The organism is Rhodococcus sp. IEGM 1370 (assembly GCF_033142325.1).
Taxonomy (GTDB): Bacteria; Actinomycetota; Actinomycetes; order Mycobacteriales; family Mycobacteriaceae; genus Rhodococcoides.
On sequence record NZ_JAWLRY010000002.1, the window covers coordinates 209,069 to 225,124 of the forward strand.

18 protein-coding genes, 1 tRNA gene and 1 other RNA gene are annotated in these 16,056 nt (G+C 64.2%); 13 read left to right on the top strand and 7 right to left on the bottom strand.

All coding sequences use genetic code 11. The features are described from left to right. Positions 1 to 273 precede the first annotated feature (273 nt). Together R4P47_RS04155 and R4P47_RS04160 are read left to right on the top strand one after the other, a co-directional pair. Positions 274 to 350, top strand: a tRNA-Met gene (locus R4P47_RS04155). Between the two features lie 109 nt (positions 351 to 459). Next, the gene (locus R4P47_RS04160; RefSeq protein WP_317784108.1) at positions 460 to 975 is read left to right on the top strand and encodes a putative immunity protein; all 516 of its coding nucleotides are present in this window, start codon (positions 460 to 462) and stop codon (positions 973 to 975) included. A 40-nt stretch (positions 976 to 1,015) separates the two neighbouring features. On the opposite strand, the gene R4P47_RS04165 is transcribed toward R4P47_RS04160, so the two are convergent. Continuing rightward, positions 1,016 to 1,258 (bottom strand): hypothetical protein, encoded by a 243-nt coding sequence (locus tag R4P47_RS04165; RefSeq protein ID WP_269593548.1) that lies wholly within the window; start codon positions 1,256 to 1,258, stop codon positions 1,016 to 1,018. A 16-nt stretch (positions 1,259 to 1,274) separates the two neighbouring features. Here R4P47_RS04165 and R4P47_RS04170 point away from each other — a divergent pair, with 16 nt between their 5' ends. Beyond that, complete coding sequence (locus R4P47_RS04170) at positions 1,275 to 1,820, top strand: GNAT family N-acetyltransferase (RefSeq protein WP_317784109.1); 546 nt, start codon at positions 1,275 to 1,277, stop codon at positions 1,818 to 1,820. Here R4P47_RS04170 and R4P47_RS04175 read toward each other — a convergent pair. The 4 genes from R4P47_RS04175 to R4P47_RS04190 form a co-directional block, all read right to left on the bottom strand. Then, on the bottom strand, positions 1,793 to 3,073 hold the full coding sequence (locus tag R4P47_RS04175) for an RNA polymerase sigma factor (RefSeq protein ID WP_317784110.1): 1,281 nt from the start codon (positions 3,071 to 3,073) through the stop codon (positions 1,793 to 1,795). The two genes, R4P47_RS04170 and R4P47_RS04175, sit on opposite strands and share 28 nt — an antisense overlap. 31 nt (positions 3,074 to 3,104) lie before the next feature. Then, on the bottom strand, positions 3,105 to 3,449 hold the full coding sequence (locus R4P47_RS04180) for a YciI family protein (protein ID WP_149405493.1): 345 nt from the start codon (positions 3,447 to 3,449) through the stop codon (positions 3,105 to 3,107). A gap of 185 nt (positions 3,450 to 3,634) precedes the next feature. Continuing rightward, positions 3,635 to 4,855 (bottom strand): acyl-CoA dehydrogenase family protein, encoded by a 1,221-nt coding sequence (locus R4P47_RS04185; RefSeq protein ID WP_068045941.1) that lies wholly within the window; start codon positions 4,853 to 4,855, stop codon positions 3,635 to 3,637. A gap of 45 nt (positions 4,856 to 4,900) precedes the next feature. Continuing rightward, positions 4,901 to 6,310, bottom strand: a complete 1,410-nt coding sequence (locus R4P47_RS04190; RefSeq protein ID WP_149405644.1) for an acyl-CoA dehydrogenase family protein — start codon at positions 6,308 to 6,310, stop codon at positions 4,901 to 4,903. A gap of 142 nt (positions 6,311 to 6,452) precedes the next feature. Between R4P47_RS04190 and R4P47_RS04195 the strand changes: the two genes are divergently transcribed. Then, complete coding sequence (locus R4P47_RS04195) at positions 6,453 to 6,827, top strand: DUF1304 domain-containing protein (protein WP_317784111.1); 375 nt, start codon at positions 6,453 to 6,455, stop codon at positions 6,825 to 6,827. A 1-nt stretch (position 6,828) separates the two neighbouring features. Here the strand turns inward: R4P47_RS04195 and R4P47_RS04200 are convergent, their stop codons facing one another. Together R4P47_RS04200 and R4P47_RS04205 are read right to left on the bottom strand one after the other, a co-directional pair. Continuing rightward, positions 6,829 to 7,620, bottom strand: a complete 792-nt coding sequence (locus R4P47_RS04200; protein WP_317784112.1) for an inositol monophosphatase family protein — start codon at positions 7,618 to 7,620, stop codon at positions 6,829 to 6,831. A 59-nt stretch (positions 7,621 to 7,679) separates the two neighbouring features. Continuing rightward, the gene (locus R4P47_RS04205; RefSeq protein ID WP_317784113.1) at positions 7,680 to 8,171 is read right to left on the bottom strand and encodes a carbonic anhydrase; all 492 of its coding nucleotides are present in this window, start codon (positions 8,169 to 8,171) and stop codon (positions 7,680 to 7,682) included. Positions 8,172 to 8,384: 213 nt separating this feature from the next. Between R4P47_RS04205 and prfB the strand changes: the two genes are divergently transcribed. From prfB to ssrA, 9 genes are all read left to right on the top strand, one after another. Next, positions 8,385 to 9,497, top strand: a complete 1,113-nt coding sequence (prfB, locus tag R4P47_RS04210) for a peptide chain release factor 2 (protein WP_068045939.1) — start codon at positions 8,385 to 8,387, stop codon at positions 9,495 to 9,497. A 38-nt stretch (positions 9,498 to 9,535) separates the two neighbouring features. Beyond that, positions 9,536 to 10,435, top strand: coding sequence for a mechanosensitive ion channel family protein (locus tag R4P47_RS04215; RefSeq protein ID WP_149405496.1), 900 nt, complete (start codon positions 9,536 to 9,538; stop codon positions 10,433 to 10,435). After that, positions 10,432 to 10,878, top strand: coding sequence for a hypothetical protein (locus tag R4P47_RS04220; RefSeq protein WP_283347006.1), 447 nt, complete (start codon positions 10,432 to 10,434; stop codon positions 10,876 to 10,878). The genes R4P47_RS04215 and R4P47_RS04220 overlap by 4 nt, the downstream gene beginning before the upstream one ends. 86 nt (positions 10,879 to 10,964) lie before the next feature. Continuing rightward, on the top strand, positions 10,965 to 11,654 hold the full coding sequence (ftsE, locus tag R4P47_RS04225; protein WP_027496574.1) for a cell division ATP-binding protein FtsE: 690 nt from the start codon (positions 10,965 to 10,967) through the stop codon (positions 11,652 to 11,654). Between the two features lie 63 nt (positions 11,655 to 11,717). Next, a complete protein-coding gene (gene ftsX / locus R4P47_RS04230; RefSeq protein WP_068045894.1) occupies positions 11,718 to 12,623 on the top strand; it encodes a permease-like cell division protein FtsX in 906 nt (301 codons plus the stop codon). Positions 12,624 to 12,706: 83 nt separating this feature from the next. After that, positions 12,707 to 13,180, top strand: coding sequence for an SsrA-binding protein SmpB (gene smpB, locus R4P47_RS04235; RefSeq protein ID WP_032370736.1), 474 nt, complete (start codon positions 12,707 to 12,709; stop codon positions 13,178 to 13,180). 8 nt (positions 13,181 to 13,188) lie between these two features. Further along, positions 13,189 to 14,043, top strand: coding sequence for a DMT family transporter (locus R4P47_RS04240; protein ID WP_317784286.1), 855 nt, complete (start codon positions 13,189 to 13,191; stop codon positions 14,041 to 14,043). Positions 14,044 to 14,074: 31 nt separating this feature from the next. Continuing rightward, positions 14,075 to 15,535: an SDR family NAD(P)-dependent oxidoreductase gene (locus tag R4P47_RS04245; RefSeq protein ID WP_317784114.1), complete on the top strand. Its 1,461-nt coding sequence runs from the start codon at positions 14,075 to 14,077 to the stop codon at positions 15,533 to 15,535. Positions 15,536 to 15,600: 65 nt separating this feature from the next. Further along, positions 15,601 to 15,971, top strand: a transfer-messenger RNA (tmRNA) gene (ssrA, locus tag R4P47_RS04250). The last annotated feature ends 85 nt before the right edge of the window (positions 15,972 to 16,056 follow it).

A 16,056-nucleotide genomic window follows, 5' to 3' on the forward strand; every position in this document is an offset into this window, starting at 1 on the left:
AATGGGATGGTCGATGTCCACATATTGGGACGATGGGGGGTGTTTCCGCAGCTCAGACCAGCTCGTGGCGCTAATGTTTCTACTTCGTAACCCGAACGTTATGTGACTCGAAACACGCCCCAAAAGAGACGCGGAGCACTATTTTCTGCGGTATTCGGCGTGATAAACGCGTGCCGTGACGCGTCGCGGTGCACTCGTCGGGGTGCGCGAGGACGCGGAGAAGTCACGTGATTTGCATTGGTTGTACGCACGGGAGTAACTTCGTAGACGCAACGCGGGGTGGAGCAGCTCGGTAGCTCGCTGGGCTCATAACCCAGAGGTCGCAGGTTCAAATCCTGTCCCCGCTACCACTGAAGAAGACCCAGGACATATGTCCTGGGTCTTTTTTCGTGCTCTGATGGGTCCGGAACGGACTCTCGGCCGCAGTCTGCACGTTCGATACCGGAAGGTTCGCCTCGCATGATTCTCCCCGCCGTCAGAGATCCGCGCCTCATCACCGTGCATCGCGGCGGCCTTCTGTCCGATGACGACCATCGGAGCCTTGCGCTCTGGGCGGCCGAGTGTGCGGAACATGTTCTCCACCTGTTCGAGGAGCTCGAACCTTCCGACTCGCGGCCGCGTGAGGCAATCGACGGTATCCGTGCGTGGACGCGCGGCGAGCTCGCGATGACGGCAACCCGCGCTCTCGGCGGGCACGCCATGGGTGCGGCACGGCCGCTGCACGGTTGCGCTCGCTTCGCCGCATACGCCGCGGGGCAGGCAGCCTGTGTGGCACACGTACCCGAACACGACCTCGGAGCGGCCGCCTATGCCATCAAGGCAGCTCGGGCGGCCGCGCGTGACGGCCTGGAGCCGAGTGCAGGTCTAAAGGAACTCGAATGGCAGCGCGACCGGCTCCCGAACAGTGTGCGAAAACTGGTGCTGGAAGACCAGGAGAGAAGGAACAGTATCTGTTGGTCGTTGTTCGACGGTTGAGCCGCCCAGTACGGTCGCGGTCGACCGGTGCGTATCGGGTTCAGTCCGTGATCTGCTCGCGGGCATCGTCACTGGTGACTGCTTCGGAAGGGGCGGGGCCTCCTTCGTCGTCTGCATCATCGGCAGTGAGGTCGACGGTGTCCACACCTTCGAGTGCGGTCAGTTCCTGCTCTGCCTCGGCGATGAGGCCTTTCGCGTTCTCTTCCATCTTCTTGATCCACTCGGCCATGACGGTGACACCCTTCGCTCGATCGTGTACCACCGGTCTACCAGACTTCTTCACCCCTAGGATCCATGGTGTGCGAACACGAACCTCGCGTCTCGATCTCGACGAGCCGGTCGGCACGGATCTCGATGAGCTGTACGCGATCTGCAGCGACCCGCAGTCGTGGACGCACTTCCCGAGCCTGCGACACACCGATCCCGGTGCAACCGAACGAATGTTGCAGAGCTGGGAGGAGCAGTGGCGGCGGGATGGACTGTCCACGTGGATCATTCGTGAGCGCGGCAGCCGCACGATCAGTGGCTACGGCGGATGCTCGAAGCGGCGGAACGCCTTCTGGAATCTCGGGTATCGCCTCCATCCCGACGCACAGGGCAACGGGTACGCCGCGGAGATGTGTGAGATCGCAGTCGAGTGTGCGCACCGGACCGAGCCCGAATTGCCGATCGTGGCGTACCTCCTCGAACACAACGTCGCGTCGGCCCGAGTGGCCGAGCGCGCGGGCCTGCAGTTGATCGCCCGTGGACCCGACGTCGGCAATCCCGATGTCGACGCCGTACGCCTGGTGTACTCAGACCGTTCGTTGACTGCAGATCAGGTGGACGTGGTGCTGTCGGCCTGACCGGGGTATGCGCGCACCTCCGCGAGCCGACCGCGAAGCAAGCGTTTCTCCGGTGCGGTTCGGGCGAAATCCAACGCTCGTCGGTAGTCGATTGCCGCCTCTTCGAACCTGCCGAGTCGCTGCAGCAGATCTGCTCTCGCCATGGGATACGGGTGATAGCGGCGTAGGGACGGCTCGTCGGCAAGCAGGTCCAATTCGTGCAGACCGGCTGCGGGACCGTCGCGCATCGCCAGTGCAACCGCCCGGTTCAGCGCGACGATGGGGCTCGGTGCCCGCGTCATGAGTACGTCGTACAGGGCAACTATCTGAGGCCAGTCCGTGCTGTCGGCGTCGAGTGATTCGTCGTGCAGTGCAGCAATGGCAGCCTGTAGAGCGTAAGGACCGCTCCCGCCGCCGCCGAGAGCCTCGACCACGAGTTCCGTACCCTCGGCGATGAATTCGGCATTCCAGAGTCGACGGTCTTGGTCGGCCAACAAGACGATCTCACCGTCCGGTCCGGTTCGCGCGTCGCGTCTGGCATCGACGAGCAACATCAGCGCCAGTAGACCGATCACCTCGGACTCCGTCGGCAAAGCGGCGTACAGGAGTCGGCCCATCCCGAGGGCCTCGTCGGTGAGATCGATTCGTCCGACGTGATCACCCGACGTCGCCGAATAGCCCTCGGTGAAGATCGAATAGATCACCTCGAGCACCATCGGGACCCTGCCTGCCAACTCGTCCGGGCCCGGGAGACGGAACGGTATCCGTGCGGCCCGAATCTTGTTCTTGGCTCGCACTATTCGCTGCGCTGCTGTCGCCGGGGGGATGAGCAGCGCCCGGGCGACCTCGCCGGTGGTGAGACCGGCCAGGCATCGAAGAGTCAGTGCGAGCCGGTCACCGGCGGCAAGGGCAGGGTGCGCGCAGGTGAAGAACAACTGCAGTCGGTCGTCGGGCAGGGTCTCGTCGAGCGAATTCAAGCGACTCGGTTCGCTACGATCCGTATCCGCCTGCAGCACCCCGACTTTCGCGGCCAGGGTCTGGTCGCGCCGCAAGCGATCGACTGCCTTCCGTCGGGCAGTGGTGAGCAACCAGGCGCCGGGCTTGGCCGGGACACCATCGACCGGCCAGTGTTTCAGGGCCGATTCGATGGCGTCCGAGGTGACTTCTTCGGCGAGGTCGAGGTCGCGATACCGCTGCACCAGCGAGGCGAGCAGTATCGAGCGCTCGGCTCGGAAGACCGAGTCGAGCGCTCGACCAACCTCGACATCGGTCACCGAAGAACCGAGTACGTCGGGCTTCGGCGGTTCAGAACTCGGCAAGGGGACGTACGATCACCGTGCCGCCGTCCTTGGAGCCCGGGCATCGGGCTGCCCATTCGAGTGCAGCGTCCAGGTCGGGAACGTCGATGACGTCGTAGCCACCGAGAACCTCATGAGATTCGGCATACGGGCCGTCGGTGACGCTGCGTTCTCCGGTGGCGGCGTCGACGCGAACAGCCGTGGCCGTGGTGAGGTCGGCCATCGCGTGACCGGAGACGTGAACGCCCGCCTCCTTCATCTCCTTCTCGTAGGTCATCCAGTCCTCGACACTGCTGCAGCCCGGTGCTGCTCCGGGTGCGGTGTCTGCGTTGATCAAGAGGATGTATTTCATGGTGCGCTCCTGGGTTCGGTACCTCGGTGTCGCGGCGCGAGTCGCCGTACACGATGACGACGTTCGACAGACCACGATATCGACACCGCCTCCCGATTTTTCTTTCTCACACACGAAAAACGGCACCGGACGCAAAGTCCGGTGCCGTTCAGCGGTTACTCCTCGGCTCGACGACGAGCCAGGTGTCACTTCAGTTCTGCCGACGACTTTCCGAGTACACGGCGAGCAACGATCAGCTGCTGAATCTGCTGCGTTCCCTCGAAGATGTCGAGAATCTTGGAGTCGCGGCTCCACTTCTCGAGCAGCGGGCGCTCCGAGTAGCCGTACGTGCCGGCCAATTCGACTGCCTTGAGGGTGATGTCGACTGCCGAGCGACCGGCCTTGGCCTTGGACATCGAGGCCTGGAGGGAGTTCGGCTCCTTGTTGTCGGCCATCCACGCCGCACGCAGTGCGAGCAGATGTGCTGCCTCCCAGTCCGCTTCGAGGCGCAGGAACTCCGCGGCCGCCGCGTGCTGGTTGTAGGCGGGCGTCTCGTAGGAGATGTCGACTCCGGCGTCCACCAGGATGGAACGCAATTCTTCGAGAGCCGCACGTGCGACTCCGATCGCCATGCCTGCCACCAGAGGACGGGTGTTGTCGAACGTCTGCATGACGCCGGCGAAGCCCTTCTCGACGTTCACTTCGGCGGTGCCGAGCAGGTTGTCCTTCGGGATGCGGCAGTCCTCGAGCAGCAGGGCTGCGGTGTCGGACGCCTTGATGCCCAGCTTGTGCTCGAGGCGGGCGACCGAGAGGCCCGGAGCGTCACGCGGGACGACGAACGATTTGATGGCCGCGCGGCCGAGAGACTTGTCCACCGTTGCCCACACCACGATGTGGGTGGAACGCTCGCCGGCGGTGACGTAGATCTTCTCGCCGTTGAGGACCCACTCGTCTCCGTCGAGGACGGCGGTGGTGGTGACAGCTGCGGAGTCCGAGCCGAAGCCGGGCTCGGTGATGGCCATCGAAGCCCACACCTTGCCGAAGCGCTCGAGCTGCTCGTCGGTGGACACCGCGGCGATGGCCGAGTTACCGAGTCCCTGGTAGGGGATCGACAGCGTGAGGCCGACGTCGCCCCAGCAGGTCTCGATCACGTTCACCAGAGCGGACATGTTGCCGCCGTTGGCGTTTGCGGTCTTGCTGGGCTTGGCCGACTCGCTGTCCTTCTCGCGGCCACCGGCGGCTCCGCCGATTTCGCCACCGGCGTCGGACATGCCTTCGACCATCGACGCCATGGTGTCGAGTTCCACCGGGTACTCGTGCTCGGCGAGGTCGTACTTGCGGGAAATCGGGCGGAAGATCTCGGCAGCGACCTGATGAGCCTGATTCGCCTGCGCCCGAAGCTTCTTGGGAAGTTCAAGATTGATCATCGTGTATGTCCTTGGGTGAGTGCCATGGAAATTCGGGGCGGCGAGCTAGATGAGAACGATGCCCTCGGCGACGCCGACGGACCGCAGATCGCGGTACCAACGCTCGACCGGGTGCTCCTTGGTGAAGCCGTGACCGCCGAGCAGCTGCACGCCGTCGGAACCGATCTGCATGCCCTTCTCGGAGGCGAGTCGACGGGCGAGCGCCGATTCGCGAGTGAACGACAGTCCCTGCTCGGCCCGCGAAGCGCCGCGCAACGTGACCAACCGCATGCCGTCGAGCTCGATGGCGATGTTGGCGACCATGAAGGCCACGGCCTGGCGATTGCTGATCGGCTCACCGAAGGCGACGCGATCGTTGACGTACGGAATGACGTAGTCGAGTACGGCCTGGCTCGTACCGACGGCCAGCGATGCCCAGCCGAGGCGCGCGAGGCCGATGGCAGCGCTGTACTCGGCTGCCCGCTGGTCTGCGTCACCGTCACCGAGTAGTGCCGACTCGGGAACTGCGACATCGGTCAGGATCAGGCGACCCAGGCCGGCTGCGCGCAACCCCATGCTCGGGTCGGCTTCGACGACGAGGCCCTTGGAGTCGGACTCGACGATGAAGAATGCCGGACGGCCTTCGAGTTCTGCGGCGATGACGAACAGCTCGGAGCTGCCGGCAGCGGGCACGAGGCTCTTGACTCCGTTGAGCTTGTAGCCGCTGGGAGAGCGAACGGCCTTGGTCTGCAACGCGTACGGATCGAACAGTGCGCGTGGCTCGTTGACGACCACTGCTGCGTTCGGCACCTTCTCGCCGACGAATGCCGGGAGGTAGGTCTTCTGCTGTGCGTCGGTGCCCCACTGGGTGAGAGCGACGGCGACACCGCTGGGCGCGAGGATGGGCAGTGCCAAGCCCATGTCGCCGTGGGCGAGGGCCTCGGCGACGAGAGAGTTGGTGACCGCACCACGCTCGCTGGCGGCACCGTCGAGCTCCTCGGGAACGTTGATGAGCGTGATGCCGAGCTCGGCGGAGCGACGAACCAGATCCTCGGGCGACGAGGCGCTGTGGTCTGCGTCGAACGCAGCCGGACGGAGGATCTCCTCGGCGAACTCCTTGACCGTCTCGACGATCATGCGCTGTTCGTCGTCCGGCGTCAGGTCGAAGTAGCTCAGGTTCTTGGCAGCGCCGTCGTCGAGACGCTTGGGCTTGCCGCCACCGGTGACCTTGGCGAATGTGCGATTGGCAGCGCCGAGGGTCTTGAACCCGGTCTTGGTGCTTTCGTACGTCACCCGGTCGATGGTTTGGCGGAGGTTGTACTTCTCCGCCAGTTCCGATCCGGTGATGGCGGTCAGAACGCGCATGGCGGTTCCGATCGCATCCCGCTTGAACGGGTTGAGGCCAACTGCAGAAGTATCGCGGGGCACCTTCGGGGCCTTCGCGTCGACCACACTGTCTTGCTTGCTCATGATCACCAGTTCCTCGGCGTCGGGCACGGACTCCACAGATCTTACTCCCGAGTAAGATAGCTGTCTACTGTCGAGTAAGTTGACCTTTCCAGGAGGCCGGCGAACCGAACGTCGCCTCCGGCGACGAGGGGTATGGCACGCTACGTCCGTGCATCCGATCGCCCAGGTCTTCGCCGCCATCGCCGCGGCCCTTCACGTCGTCATCTTCGTCATGGAAAGTGTCTTGTGGTCGAAGCCGGCCATCTGGGCCAAGTTCGGCGTCGCAAGTCAGAACGAAGCCGATGTCGTGAAGCCGATGGCGTTCAATCAGGGCTTCTACAACCTGTTCCTGGCCGTCGGCATCGTAATGGGCCTCGTGTTGGGCGGGTCCGCAGGCGACGCAGTCGTCTACTTCGCGTGCGCGAGCATCGTCGGCGCAGCGATCGTTCTGGCGACCGGCGGTGCGAAGTATTTCCGGGCCGCATTCGTCCAGGGCATCACACCGCTGATCGCGCTGATTCTGGCTGCAGTTCTCCAGGCGTGAGTCAGGCGCTGGGGGACAGGGACGCGAGGACCTGGTCTTGCAGTAGACCGTTGGTGGCCACGGCGCTGCCACCGTGCGGGCCTGCGGTGGCGTCGAGTGCGGTGAAATCGCCTCCGGCTTCACGCACGAGGACATCGAGTGCGGCCAGGTCCCACAGCGAGACCTCGGGTTCTGCGGCTATGTCGACCGCCCCCTCGGCCACGAGGCAGTAGGAGAAGAAGTCGCCGTAGCCGCGAACCCGCCATACGGCGTCGGTCAGATCGAGGAACCGATCCCTGATGCCGAGTTCCGCCCACCCACTCAGGCTCGAGAAACTCAGACTCGACGACGCCAGCGAATCGACCTTCGAGACCTCGATCCGGCGCGGGGTGCCCCCGTCCGATGCCGTCCAGGCTCCCAGATCGAGTGCTGCCCACCACCGTCGGCCCAGGGCGGGTGCGCTCACCACGCCGACACGGGGTATTCCGTCGTCGAGCAGAGCGATCAACGTCGCCCACACCGGAACGCCACGGACGAAGTTCTTGGTGCCGTCGATGGGATCGACGACCCACTGGCGTCCGCTGAATGTTGCAGTGCCGCCGAATTCCTCGCCCAGCAACGCGTCGGCAGGGCGTTGCGCTCCGAGCACGCCGCGGATCGTCGTCTCGACGGCCAGATCCGCGTCCGACACCGGTGTCAGATCCGGCTTGGAATCCACCGCGAGGTCCATGGCGAGAAATCGCCGCCGGGTGATGGCGTCGGCCTCGTCGGCGAGTCGGAGGGCGAGAGAAAGATCAGCGGCGTAGTCGGTCACCGGAGAAGACTATCGCCGCGCACACGGCGTCTCGCATGTGGCGATATGTGCGTTTCGGCCTATCCGGTGACTTCGTTCAGCTTTCCGCTTGCCACGTCGAAGACGAAGCCTCGAATGGATTCGTGCTTCGTGACGAACGGGCTCTGCTCGATGCGTGCCAGCGATTGGCGAACATCACGGTCCAGATCGGTGAACGACTCGGCCGCCCAGTTCGGCTTGATACCGGTCTCGTCCTGAAGATCGTTCTTGAATTGGTCGTCGGTGAACGTGAGCATGCCGCAGTCGGTGTGGTGAATGAGGATGATCTCCTTCGTGCCGAGTAGCCGTTGGCTGATGGCCAGAGATCGGATCTCGTCGTCGGTGATCACACCGCCCGCATTCCGGATGACGTGGGCTTCACCGTCGGCCAAACCGAGGATTCGATACACGTCCAGTCGAGCGTCCATGCACGCCACCACTGCCACGTGCTTCGACGGCGGCAGTGGCAGGGGACCGCCGAACGTCGCGGCGTACGCCTTGTTGTTCTCGAGGTACTGGTCGGTGACGGTCATACGACGCTCCTGTGTCCTGCGGGGTGTGGCCGGCACCGGGCGGTGGCAGGCATGTCGATGTGCGCATATGTCGACGCGTCGAAGCTAACAGCGGACGAGGTGCCCGGACAGGGTTCGAATCAGCACGGTTCGAACCCTGGCCGACCACCCGTCTTCGTCGTCGGATTCGGGGGCGGTCGGGTTCGGGTTCGCGTGCCGGTAACCTTGACTCTCGTGCATCCCGACGTTTCTGCAGACCTTGCCGAGCTCGACACCACTCTCTCCACCGTCGAGTCTGTTCTCGACGTCGAGGAACTGCGGCGACGCATCGACGAACTCGAACATCAGGCGGCCTCACCGGATCTGTGGAACGACCAGGAACACGCTCAGCAGGTCACCAGCCAGCTGTCCCACGCGCAGGCCGAGCTGCGCCGCGTCGAAGAGCTCCGTCAGCGCCTCGAGGACATGCCGGTGCTGTACGAGCTCGCCGAGGGTGAGGAAGGTGACGACGCCGCATCCGCCACCGCCGACGCCGACGCCGAACGCGCGTCGCTCCGTGAGGACATCGCAGCCATGGAAGTACGGACCCTGCTGTCCGGTGAGTACGACGCACGTGACGCGCTGGTCAACATCCGGTCCGGTGCAGGCGGAATCGACGCCGCCGACTGGGCCGAGATGCTCATGCGCATGTACATCCGATGGGCCGAGAAGCACGGCTACGGTGTCGAGGTCTACGACACGTCCTACGCCGAAGAAGCCGGCATCAAGAGCGCGACGTTCGCGGTCAAGGCTCCGTACACGTACGGCACGTTGTCGGTGGAACAGGGCACACACCGGCTCGTGCGGATCAGTCCGTTCGACAACCAGGGTCGACGCCAGACGTCTTTCGCCGAGGTCGAGGTTCTTCCGGTCGTCGAGACCACCGACCACATCGAGATCCCCGAGAACGACATTCGCGTGGACGTGTACCGCTCGTCCGGGCCGGGTGGGCAGTCGGTCAACACCACCGACTCCGCTGTTCGATTGACGCACATCCCGACGGGGATCGTGGTGACCTGCCAGAACGAGAAGTCGCAGCTGCAGAACAAGGTATCGGCCATGCGAGTGCTGCAGGCCAAGCTGCTCGAGGTCAAGCGCAAGGAAGAGCGCGCCGAGATGGACGCGCTCAAGGGAGACGGCGGCAGCTCCTGGGGCAATCAGATGCGCTCGTACGTATTGCACCCGTACCAGATGGTCAAAGATTTGCGTACCGAGTACGAGGTGAACAATCCGTCTACTGTTCTCGACGGAGACATCGACGGATTCCTGGAATCGGGAATTCGATGGCGAATGCGGGGGGAGCAGTAGATGACCGGTCATTGCGCAGGCTCCACTCCGGCGATCCGATGACGAGCTGGTTGAACCCGACGCTCGACCTGAAGCAGAATGCCCTCGGCATACTGCTGTACATCCTCGGCGGGCTTCTGGCCGCGCGCTTCGTCACCTGGACCGGGTCGCGGATCACTGCCCGCATCGACCAGAACTACCAGCACAGCGATGCGCTCGTGCGGTCCGAGGCCGCCAAGCATCGGCACGCCCTTGCCCAAGTCATCACCTGGGTCGTGGTCACCCTCATCTACATCCTGGTCACCATCGAGGTGCTGAGGCGTTTCGGATTCGGCGTCGGCGGGCTGGTGGCACCCGCAACGGTCATCGGCGCGGCACTCGGTTTCGGAGCTCAGCGCGTGGTGCAGGACATTCTGGCCGGGTTCTTCATCATCACCGAACGTCAGTACGGATTCGGTGACGTCGTGCAGATTGCCGTCAACGGTTCTGCCGAGGACGCCGAGGGCACGGTCGAGGATGTGACGCTGCGCGTGACCCGGGTTCGTAGCGTCGACGGTGAGGTCATCACCGTGCCGAACGGGCAGATCGTCAAGGCGATCAATCTGTCGAAGGATTGGGCGCGCGCCGTCGTCGACGTTCCCGTGCCGAGCACCGCGGATCTCACCCAGGTCAACGCACTGCTGCGCACAGTCGGCCGCGACGCGTTCGCGGACACCCGGCTTCGTCCCCTGTTGCTCGACGAACCGACCGTGATGGGCGTGGAGAGCATCGAGGTGGGCCAGGTCAACGTTCGTCTCGTTGCGCGAACATTGCCCGGCAAGCAGTTCCAGGTGGGACGAGAACTTCGTGTCCGGGTGGCTGCCGCACTACGCCCCGAGGGCATCAGTGTTGCTCCCGATGTCAGTACGGCCGGGGTCGCACCGGATGCGTCGGGACGAGACCGGAGGGAGGATCAGTGAGCACGACGGAGACCGGAACCGATCACCCGCGACGGAACTGGCGACAGTGGCGCATACCGGCCAAGATCAACGGTCGCGTTCGGACGTCCACCGTGGCGTTCGGCATCTGCTTCGTGCTCACAGGTCTGTGGTACGGCCAGATCAGCGCCGAGATCGCCGAAAGGGACAGCGAACAGATTCAGGGACCGGTTGCTGTCGATCCGGGCGAGCTCACCCCGTACATCCAGCCGCAAACCTCGGAGCCGAGTTTCACGAGCACCACGGTCACACCCACACCGACGGCGACCACCGATCCGGATGGATCGGACAGCGTCGACGGATCCGGTCAGCCGGCGACCACGACGACTGTGCCACCGACGACGACCGCGCCGTTCGGCGTGCCGATTCCGCCGGCAATCCAGTCGCTGATACCCAGCCAACCTGCGCCGACATCCGCGCGCTGAGTCGGCCTTTACCGTCTCTCGGGACTCGCCGCGACGCCCGAGCGGTTCCGGCAGCTACCGGCGAGTAAGGACTACACTGGCGACCCGTGATCAGCACCTCGAATGTCTCCAAGTCCTACAAGACCTCCACCAGGCCCGCCCTGGACAAGGTGACGGTCTCCATCGACAAAGGTGAGTTCGTGTTCCTGATCGGCCCGTCGGGTTCGGGGAAGTCGACGTTCATGCGGCTGCTGCTCAAGGAGGAGACGCCCACCTCCGGCGACATCCATGTTGCCGACTTCCATGTCAACAGGTTGGCGGCCCGTCGTGTCCCGCGGTTGCGGCAGAGCATGGGCTGCGTGTTCCAGGACTTTCGTCTGCTGCAGCAGAAGACCGTCGTGGAGAACGTGGCGTTCGCCCTCGAGGTGATCGGCAAGCCGCGCTCGATGATCAAGCGCACCGTCCCCGAAGTGCTCGACCTCGTGGGACTCGGCGGCAAGTCGGATCGTCTGCCCAACGAGCTGTCCGGTGGTGAACAGCAGCGAGTCGCCATCGCTCGGGCGTTCGTCAATCGTCCGCTCGTGTTGCTCGCGGACGAGCCCACCGGAAACCTCGATCCGGATACTAGTCAGGACATCATGCTGTTGCTCGAGCGCATCAACCGCACCGGAACCACGGTGCTGATGGCCACCCACGACAACCACATCGTCGATTCGATGCGCCGACGCGTCGTCGAGCTCGACAACGGACGAGTCGTTCGTGACGAGGCCCGCGGGGTCTACGGCGTCGGTCGCTGACGACACACGACCAGGACCTATCGGACTTCACGACCGAACGAATCGAAGGGCTCGGATTCCGCGATGCGCGCAAGTTTCATCTTCAGCGAGGTCTTCACCGGACTTCGCCGCAACATCACCATGACGATCGCCATGATCTTGACGACCGCTATTTCTCTCGGCCTGTTCGGCGGGGGACTGCTCGTGGTGCAGATGGCGGGCAAGACACAGCAGATTTTTCTCGATCGGGTCGAAGTGCAGATCTTCCTCACCGACGACATCTCGGCAACCGATCCCGATTGCGCCGAGGACACCTGCGCCACCCTGCGCTCGGATCTGGAGAGCACGCCGTCGGTGGTGTCGGTGCAGTACCTCAATCGTGAGGATGCGGTGAAGGACGCCACCGAGCGAGTGTTCAAGGACCAGCCCGAGCTGGCCGAACTGGTCAGTGCCGACAGCTTTCCCGCGTCGTTCAAAGTTCGTCTGAGTGACCCGGAGCGGTTCGGGGTGATCAACGACAATTTCGAGAATCGACCCGGCGTGCAGAGCGTGCTGAACCAACGCGACCTGGTGGAGCGCTTGTTCAGCGTGCTCAACGGCGTGCGCAACGCTGCATTCGCCATCGCCACGGTGCAGGCGATCGCCGCAATCCTGTTGATCGCCAATATGGTTCAGATCGCGGCGTTCACCAGACGGACCGAGGTGGGCATCATGCGCTTGGTCGGTGCCACTCGCTGGTACACCCAGCTGCCGTTCCTGCTCGAGGCGGTGGTGGCGGCCTTGATCGGCTCCGCACTTGCCATTGCCGGCTTGTTCACGGCCAAGAACATGTTCATCGACGACGTTCTGTCGGATGTGTATCAGGCCAACATCCTGGCCCGGATATCGAACAGTGACGTGCTGCTCGTCTCGCCCTTCCTGGCGTTGGTGGGAGTCGGCATGGCCGCGGTGACGGCCTACATCACGCTGCGCCTGTACGTGCGCGAATAAATTCGCTTGCCGTTCGGTTCTATGCTGGAGCGGTTGCCCGTGGAACCGGTCTGCGCGACGAACGCTCGAGAAAGGGCCCTGCATTGAAAGAGAAGGGCCGCAAGGCCATCGCGACCAATCGCAAGGCGCGGCACAACTACTCCATACTCGATGTCGTCGAGGCCGGAGTTGCCCTCGTCGGAACCGAGGTCAAGAGTCTGCGTGACGGCAAGGCCTCGCTGGTCGACGCCTTCGCGACCGTCGACGACGGAGAGATCTGGCTACGCGGACTGCACATCGCGGAATACACGCTCGGTAGCTGGACCAACCACGCGCCGCGGCGCAACCGCAAACTCCTGTTGCACCGCCGCGAGATCGACCGACTCGCAGGCAAGGTCAAAGAGGGCAACCTGACGTTGGTGCCGCTGTCGATGTACTTCTCCGACGGCAAGGTCAAGGTCGAGCTGGCACTGGCCAAGGGCAAGCAGGACTACGACAAACGACAGTCGCTGGCCAAGCGCACCGCCGAACGCGAGGTCACTCGCGAGTTGGGCCGTCGCGTGAAGGGAATGCGCTGACCGCTGTTCTGCTCGCTCTGGTAGCTGCCGTCGGCTACGGGGTGAGCGATTTCGTCGGCGGTGTCGCATCCCGCCGGGTCGCCGCCCTCCGGGTGGTCATCGTGTCCTACCCGCTCTCGCTGGTGATCGTTCTGCTCGTCGCTCCGTTCGTCGGCGGCACCATCGAGCTCCCGGCGATGCTCTGGGGCCTGGCCTCGGGTGTCGCAGGCGGAGTTGCCGTGTGGTGGTTCTACCTGGCCCTCGCCGCCGGACCGATGGCCGTGGTCTCGCCGGTCACTGCGGTGCTGGTCGCCGGTATCCCGGTGCTGGTCGGATTGTCGATGGGCGAGCGGCCCGGCGTGATCGCGTTCGTCGGTATCGCCGTCGCACTGGTGGCCGTGGTGCTGGTCAGCAGAGAATCACCGGACGAGGTGACCGGTGAGGTTGCCGGTGGTCGAGAAATGAAGTTCACCCGAACGGTTGCCTGGTTGACGGTCGGTTCGGGGGTGACGTTCGCGTTCGCCTTCATCTTTCTGCACCGGATCGGGGACGGCAGTGGGCTGTGGCCGCTCGCGGCGTCGCGCGCATCGGCGACCGCGGTCGTCTGGATCGTGGCCCTTGCCTCCGGTCACTTCTCACCTCCGCACGGCAGCGTCCTCAAACTCGCCGCCTTCGTCAGCGTGCTCGACGTCGTCGCCAACGCTGCGATGATCTACGCCTACCAGGGTGGTCTGCTCTCCCTGGTGAGTGTCATCGCCTCGCTGTATCCAGCGGCGACGGTACTGCTGGCGATGGTGATGCTCGGCGAGCGAGTCGGCACTCTGCAGAAGATCGGTATGGCGTTGGCGCTCGGCGCCATCGCGATGATCGCGCTCTCCGGTTGAACCGCACCGCGCGGGGGTAATGACTCCGCTTATGACAGGTTACGATTCGCCCTCCCACGATCCCGCAGTTCAGGACGACGCCCGGCCTACCCGCGTTCTGGTGACCGGTGCCACGGGATACCTGGGTGGACGACTGGCTCCGCGACTCCTCGAAGAGGGGTACACGGTCCGCGTGCTGGCACGCACCCCCGCCAAGCTCGACTCCGTGCCGTGGGCGGCCGATGTCGAGATCGCTCAGGGCGATCTGAGCGATCGGGAATCGTTGAAGGCAGCGCTCAGCGGAGTCGACATCATGTACTACCTGGTGCACTCGATGGGCACTGCAGGTCACTCGGATTTCGCCGACACCGAACGCGACAGCGCCGAGAACGTCGCAGCCGTAGCAGCGGAATGCGGCGTGGGGCGGATCGTCTACCTCGGCGGGCTGCACCCGCCGACCGGTGAGCTCTCACCACACCTGAAGTCGAGAGCCGAGGTGGGACGCATCCTGATCGACTCGGGTGTGCCGACGATCGTGCTGCAGGCAGGCGTCGTGATCGGATCCGGTTCGGCGTCGTTCGAGATGATTCGGCACCTCACCAATCGGCTACCGGTGATGACCACACCGCGGTGGGTACACAACCGCATCCAACCGATCGCCGTTCGCGACGTGTTGCACTACCTGATCGGGGCCGCGAGTGCGCCGATCACCGAATCCAGGACGTTCGACATCGGTGGTCCCGACGTCATGCAGTACGGCGAGATGATGAACATCTACGCCGACGTCGCGGGCCTGCGACAGCGTCGGATCATCGTTCTCCCGGTGCTGACTCCTCGACTGGCCGGCCACTGGATCGGTTTGGTGACTCCCATTCCGCGCGGCCTGGCGATGCCGCTCATCGAATCTCTGCAGTACGACGCCGTAGGCCACGAGATGGACATCGACGCCGTCGTACCGCGTCCGGACGGCGGCCTGACCGGCTACCGCGACTCCGTGCGATTGGCACTGCGCAAGATCGACGACGGTGAGGTCGAGACGCGGTGGACCGACGCCACCGGTACCGCGGCACCGTCGGATCCGTTGCCCTCGGATCCGACATGGGCAGGGGAGGTCGTCTACACCGACACCAGGGTCGCCCGAAGCGCGGCACCGTCGACCGCGATCAGGCCCGCTCTCGAACGATTGGCCGACGCCGACGTTCTCACCGGTTGGCGTCGCGACGTCACCGGACCAGACGCGTCCGCGTCGGGCACCGAACACACCACTCGGCTCAAGTCCTCGACTCGACTTCCCGGGGAGGCCTGGCTCGACCTGACGGTGGGAGGAACTGCAAAGCAGCCGACCATCGAGCAGCGGCTGGTGTTCTTTCCTCGCGGTCTTGCCGGTCGGGCTGTCTGGTACGCCTCGCTGCCGGCACGCCTGGTCATGACACGTCGAATGTTGCGCACGGTCGTGCAGCGAGTGGACGAAGATGCCGCGTCGAACACGACGGATCGCCGGGTCGGCCGTTAATGGAATGAATGTGCTCGGTAGAGGCGTTACACTGAACAGCCCGGACACGGTGTTCGGGAACATACGGGGCTGAACGGTTTCGACTTTGTATGTTGAGTCAGGGGAAGCGTGTCGGTGCAGGCGAGAGACCACCGTAAGCGTCATCGCAACCTTATAAGCGCCGATTCCAATCAGCGCGACTACGCACTCGCTGCCTAAGTAGCGACTGCGTGTCTGTCAGTCCGGGCTTGCCCTCGGTCCGGGTACTGGCATCAGCTAGAGGGCTCACCGATTCATCCGGCCGCGGGATGATGAGGAACATCAAACAGTGGCTGGGATCGTCATCCTGACTTGTTCGCGAGATCGGGAGATCCAAGTAGAGGCATAGCGGACTGCACACGGAGAAGCCCTGGCAATGCAGCAGAGGACCCGGGTTCGATTCCCGGCAGCTCCACCGCAGAAGACCGGGCCGAGAGACACACTCTCGGCCCGGTCTTCTTTCTCTGTCGGCCAGGTCACAATCGACTCGACTCGACCCATCC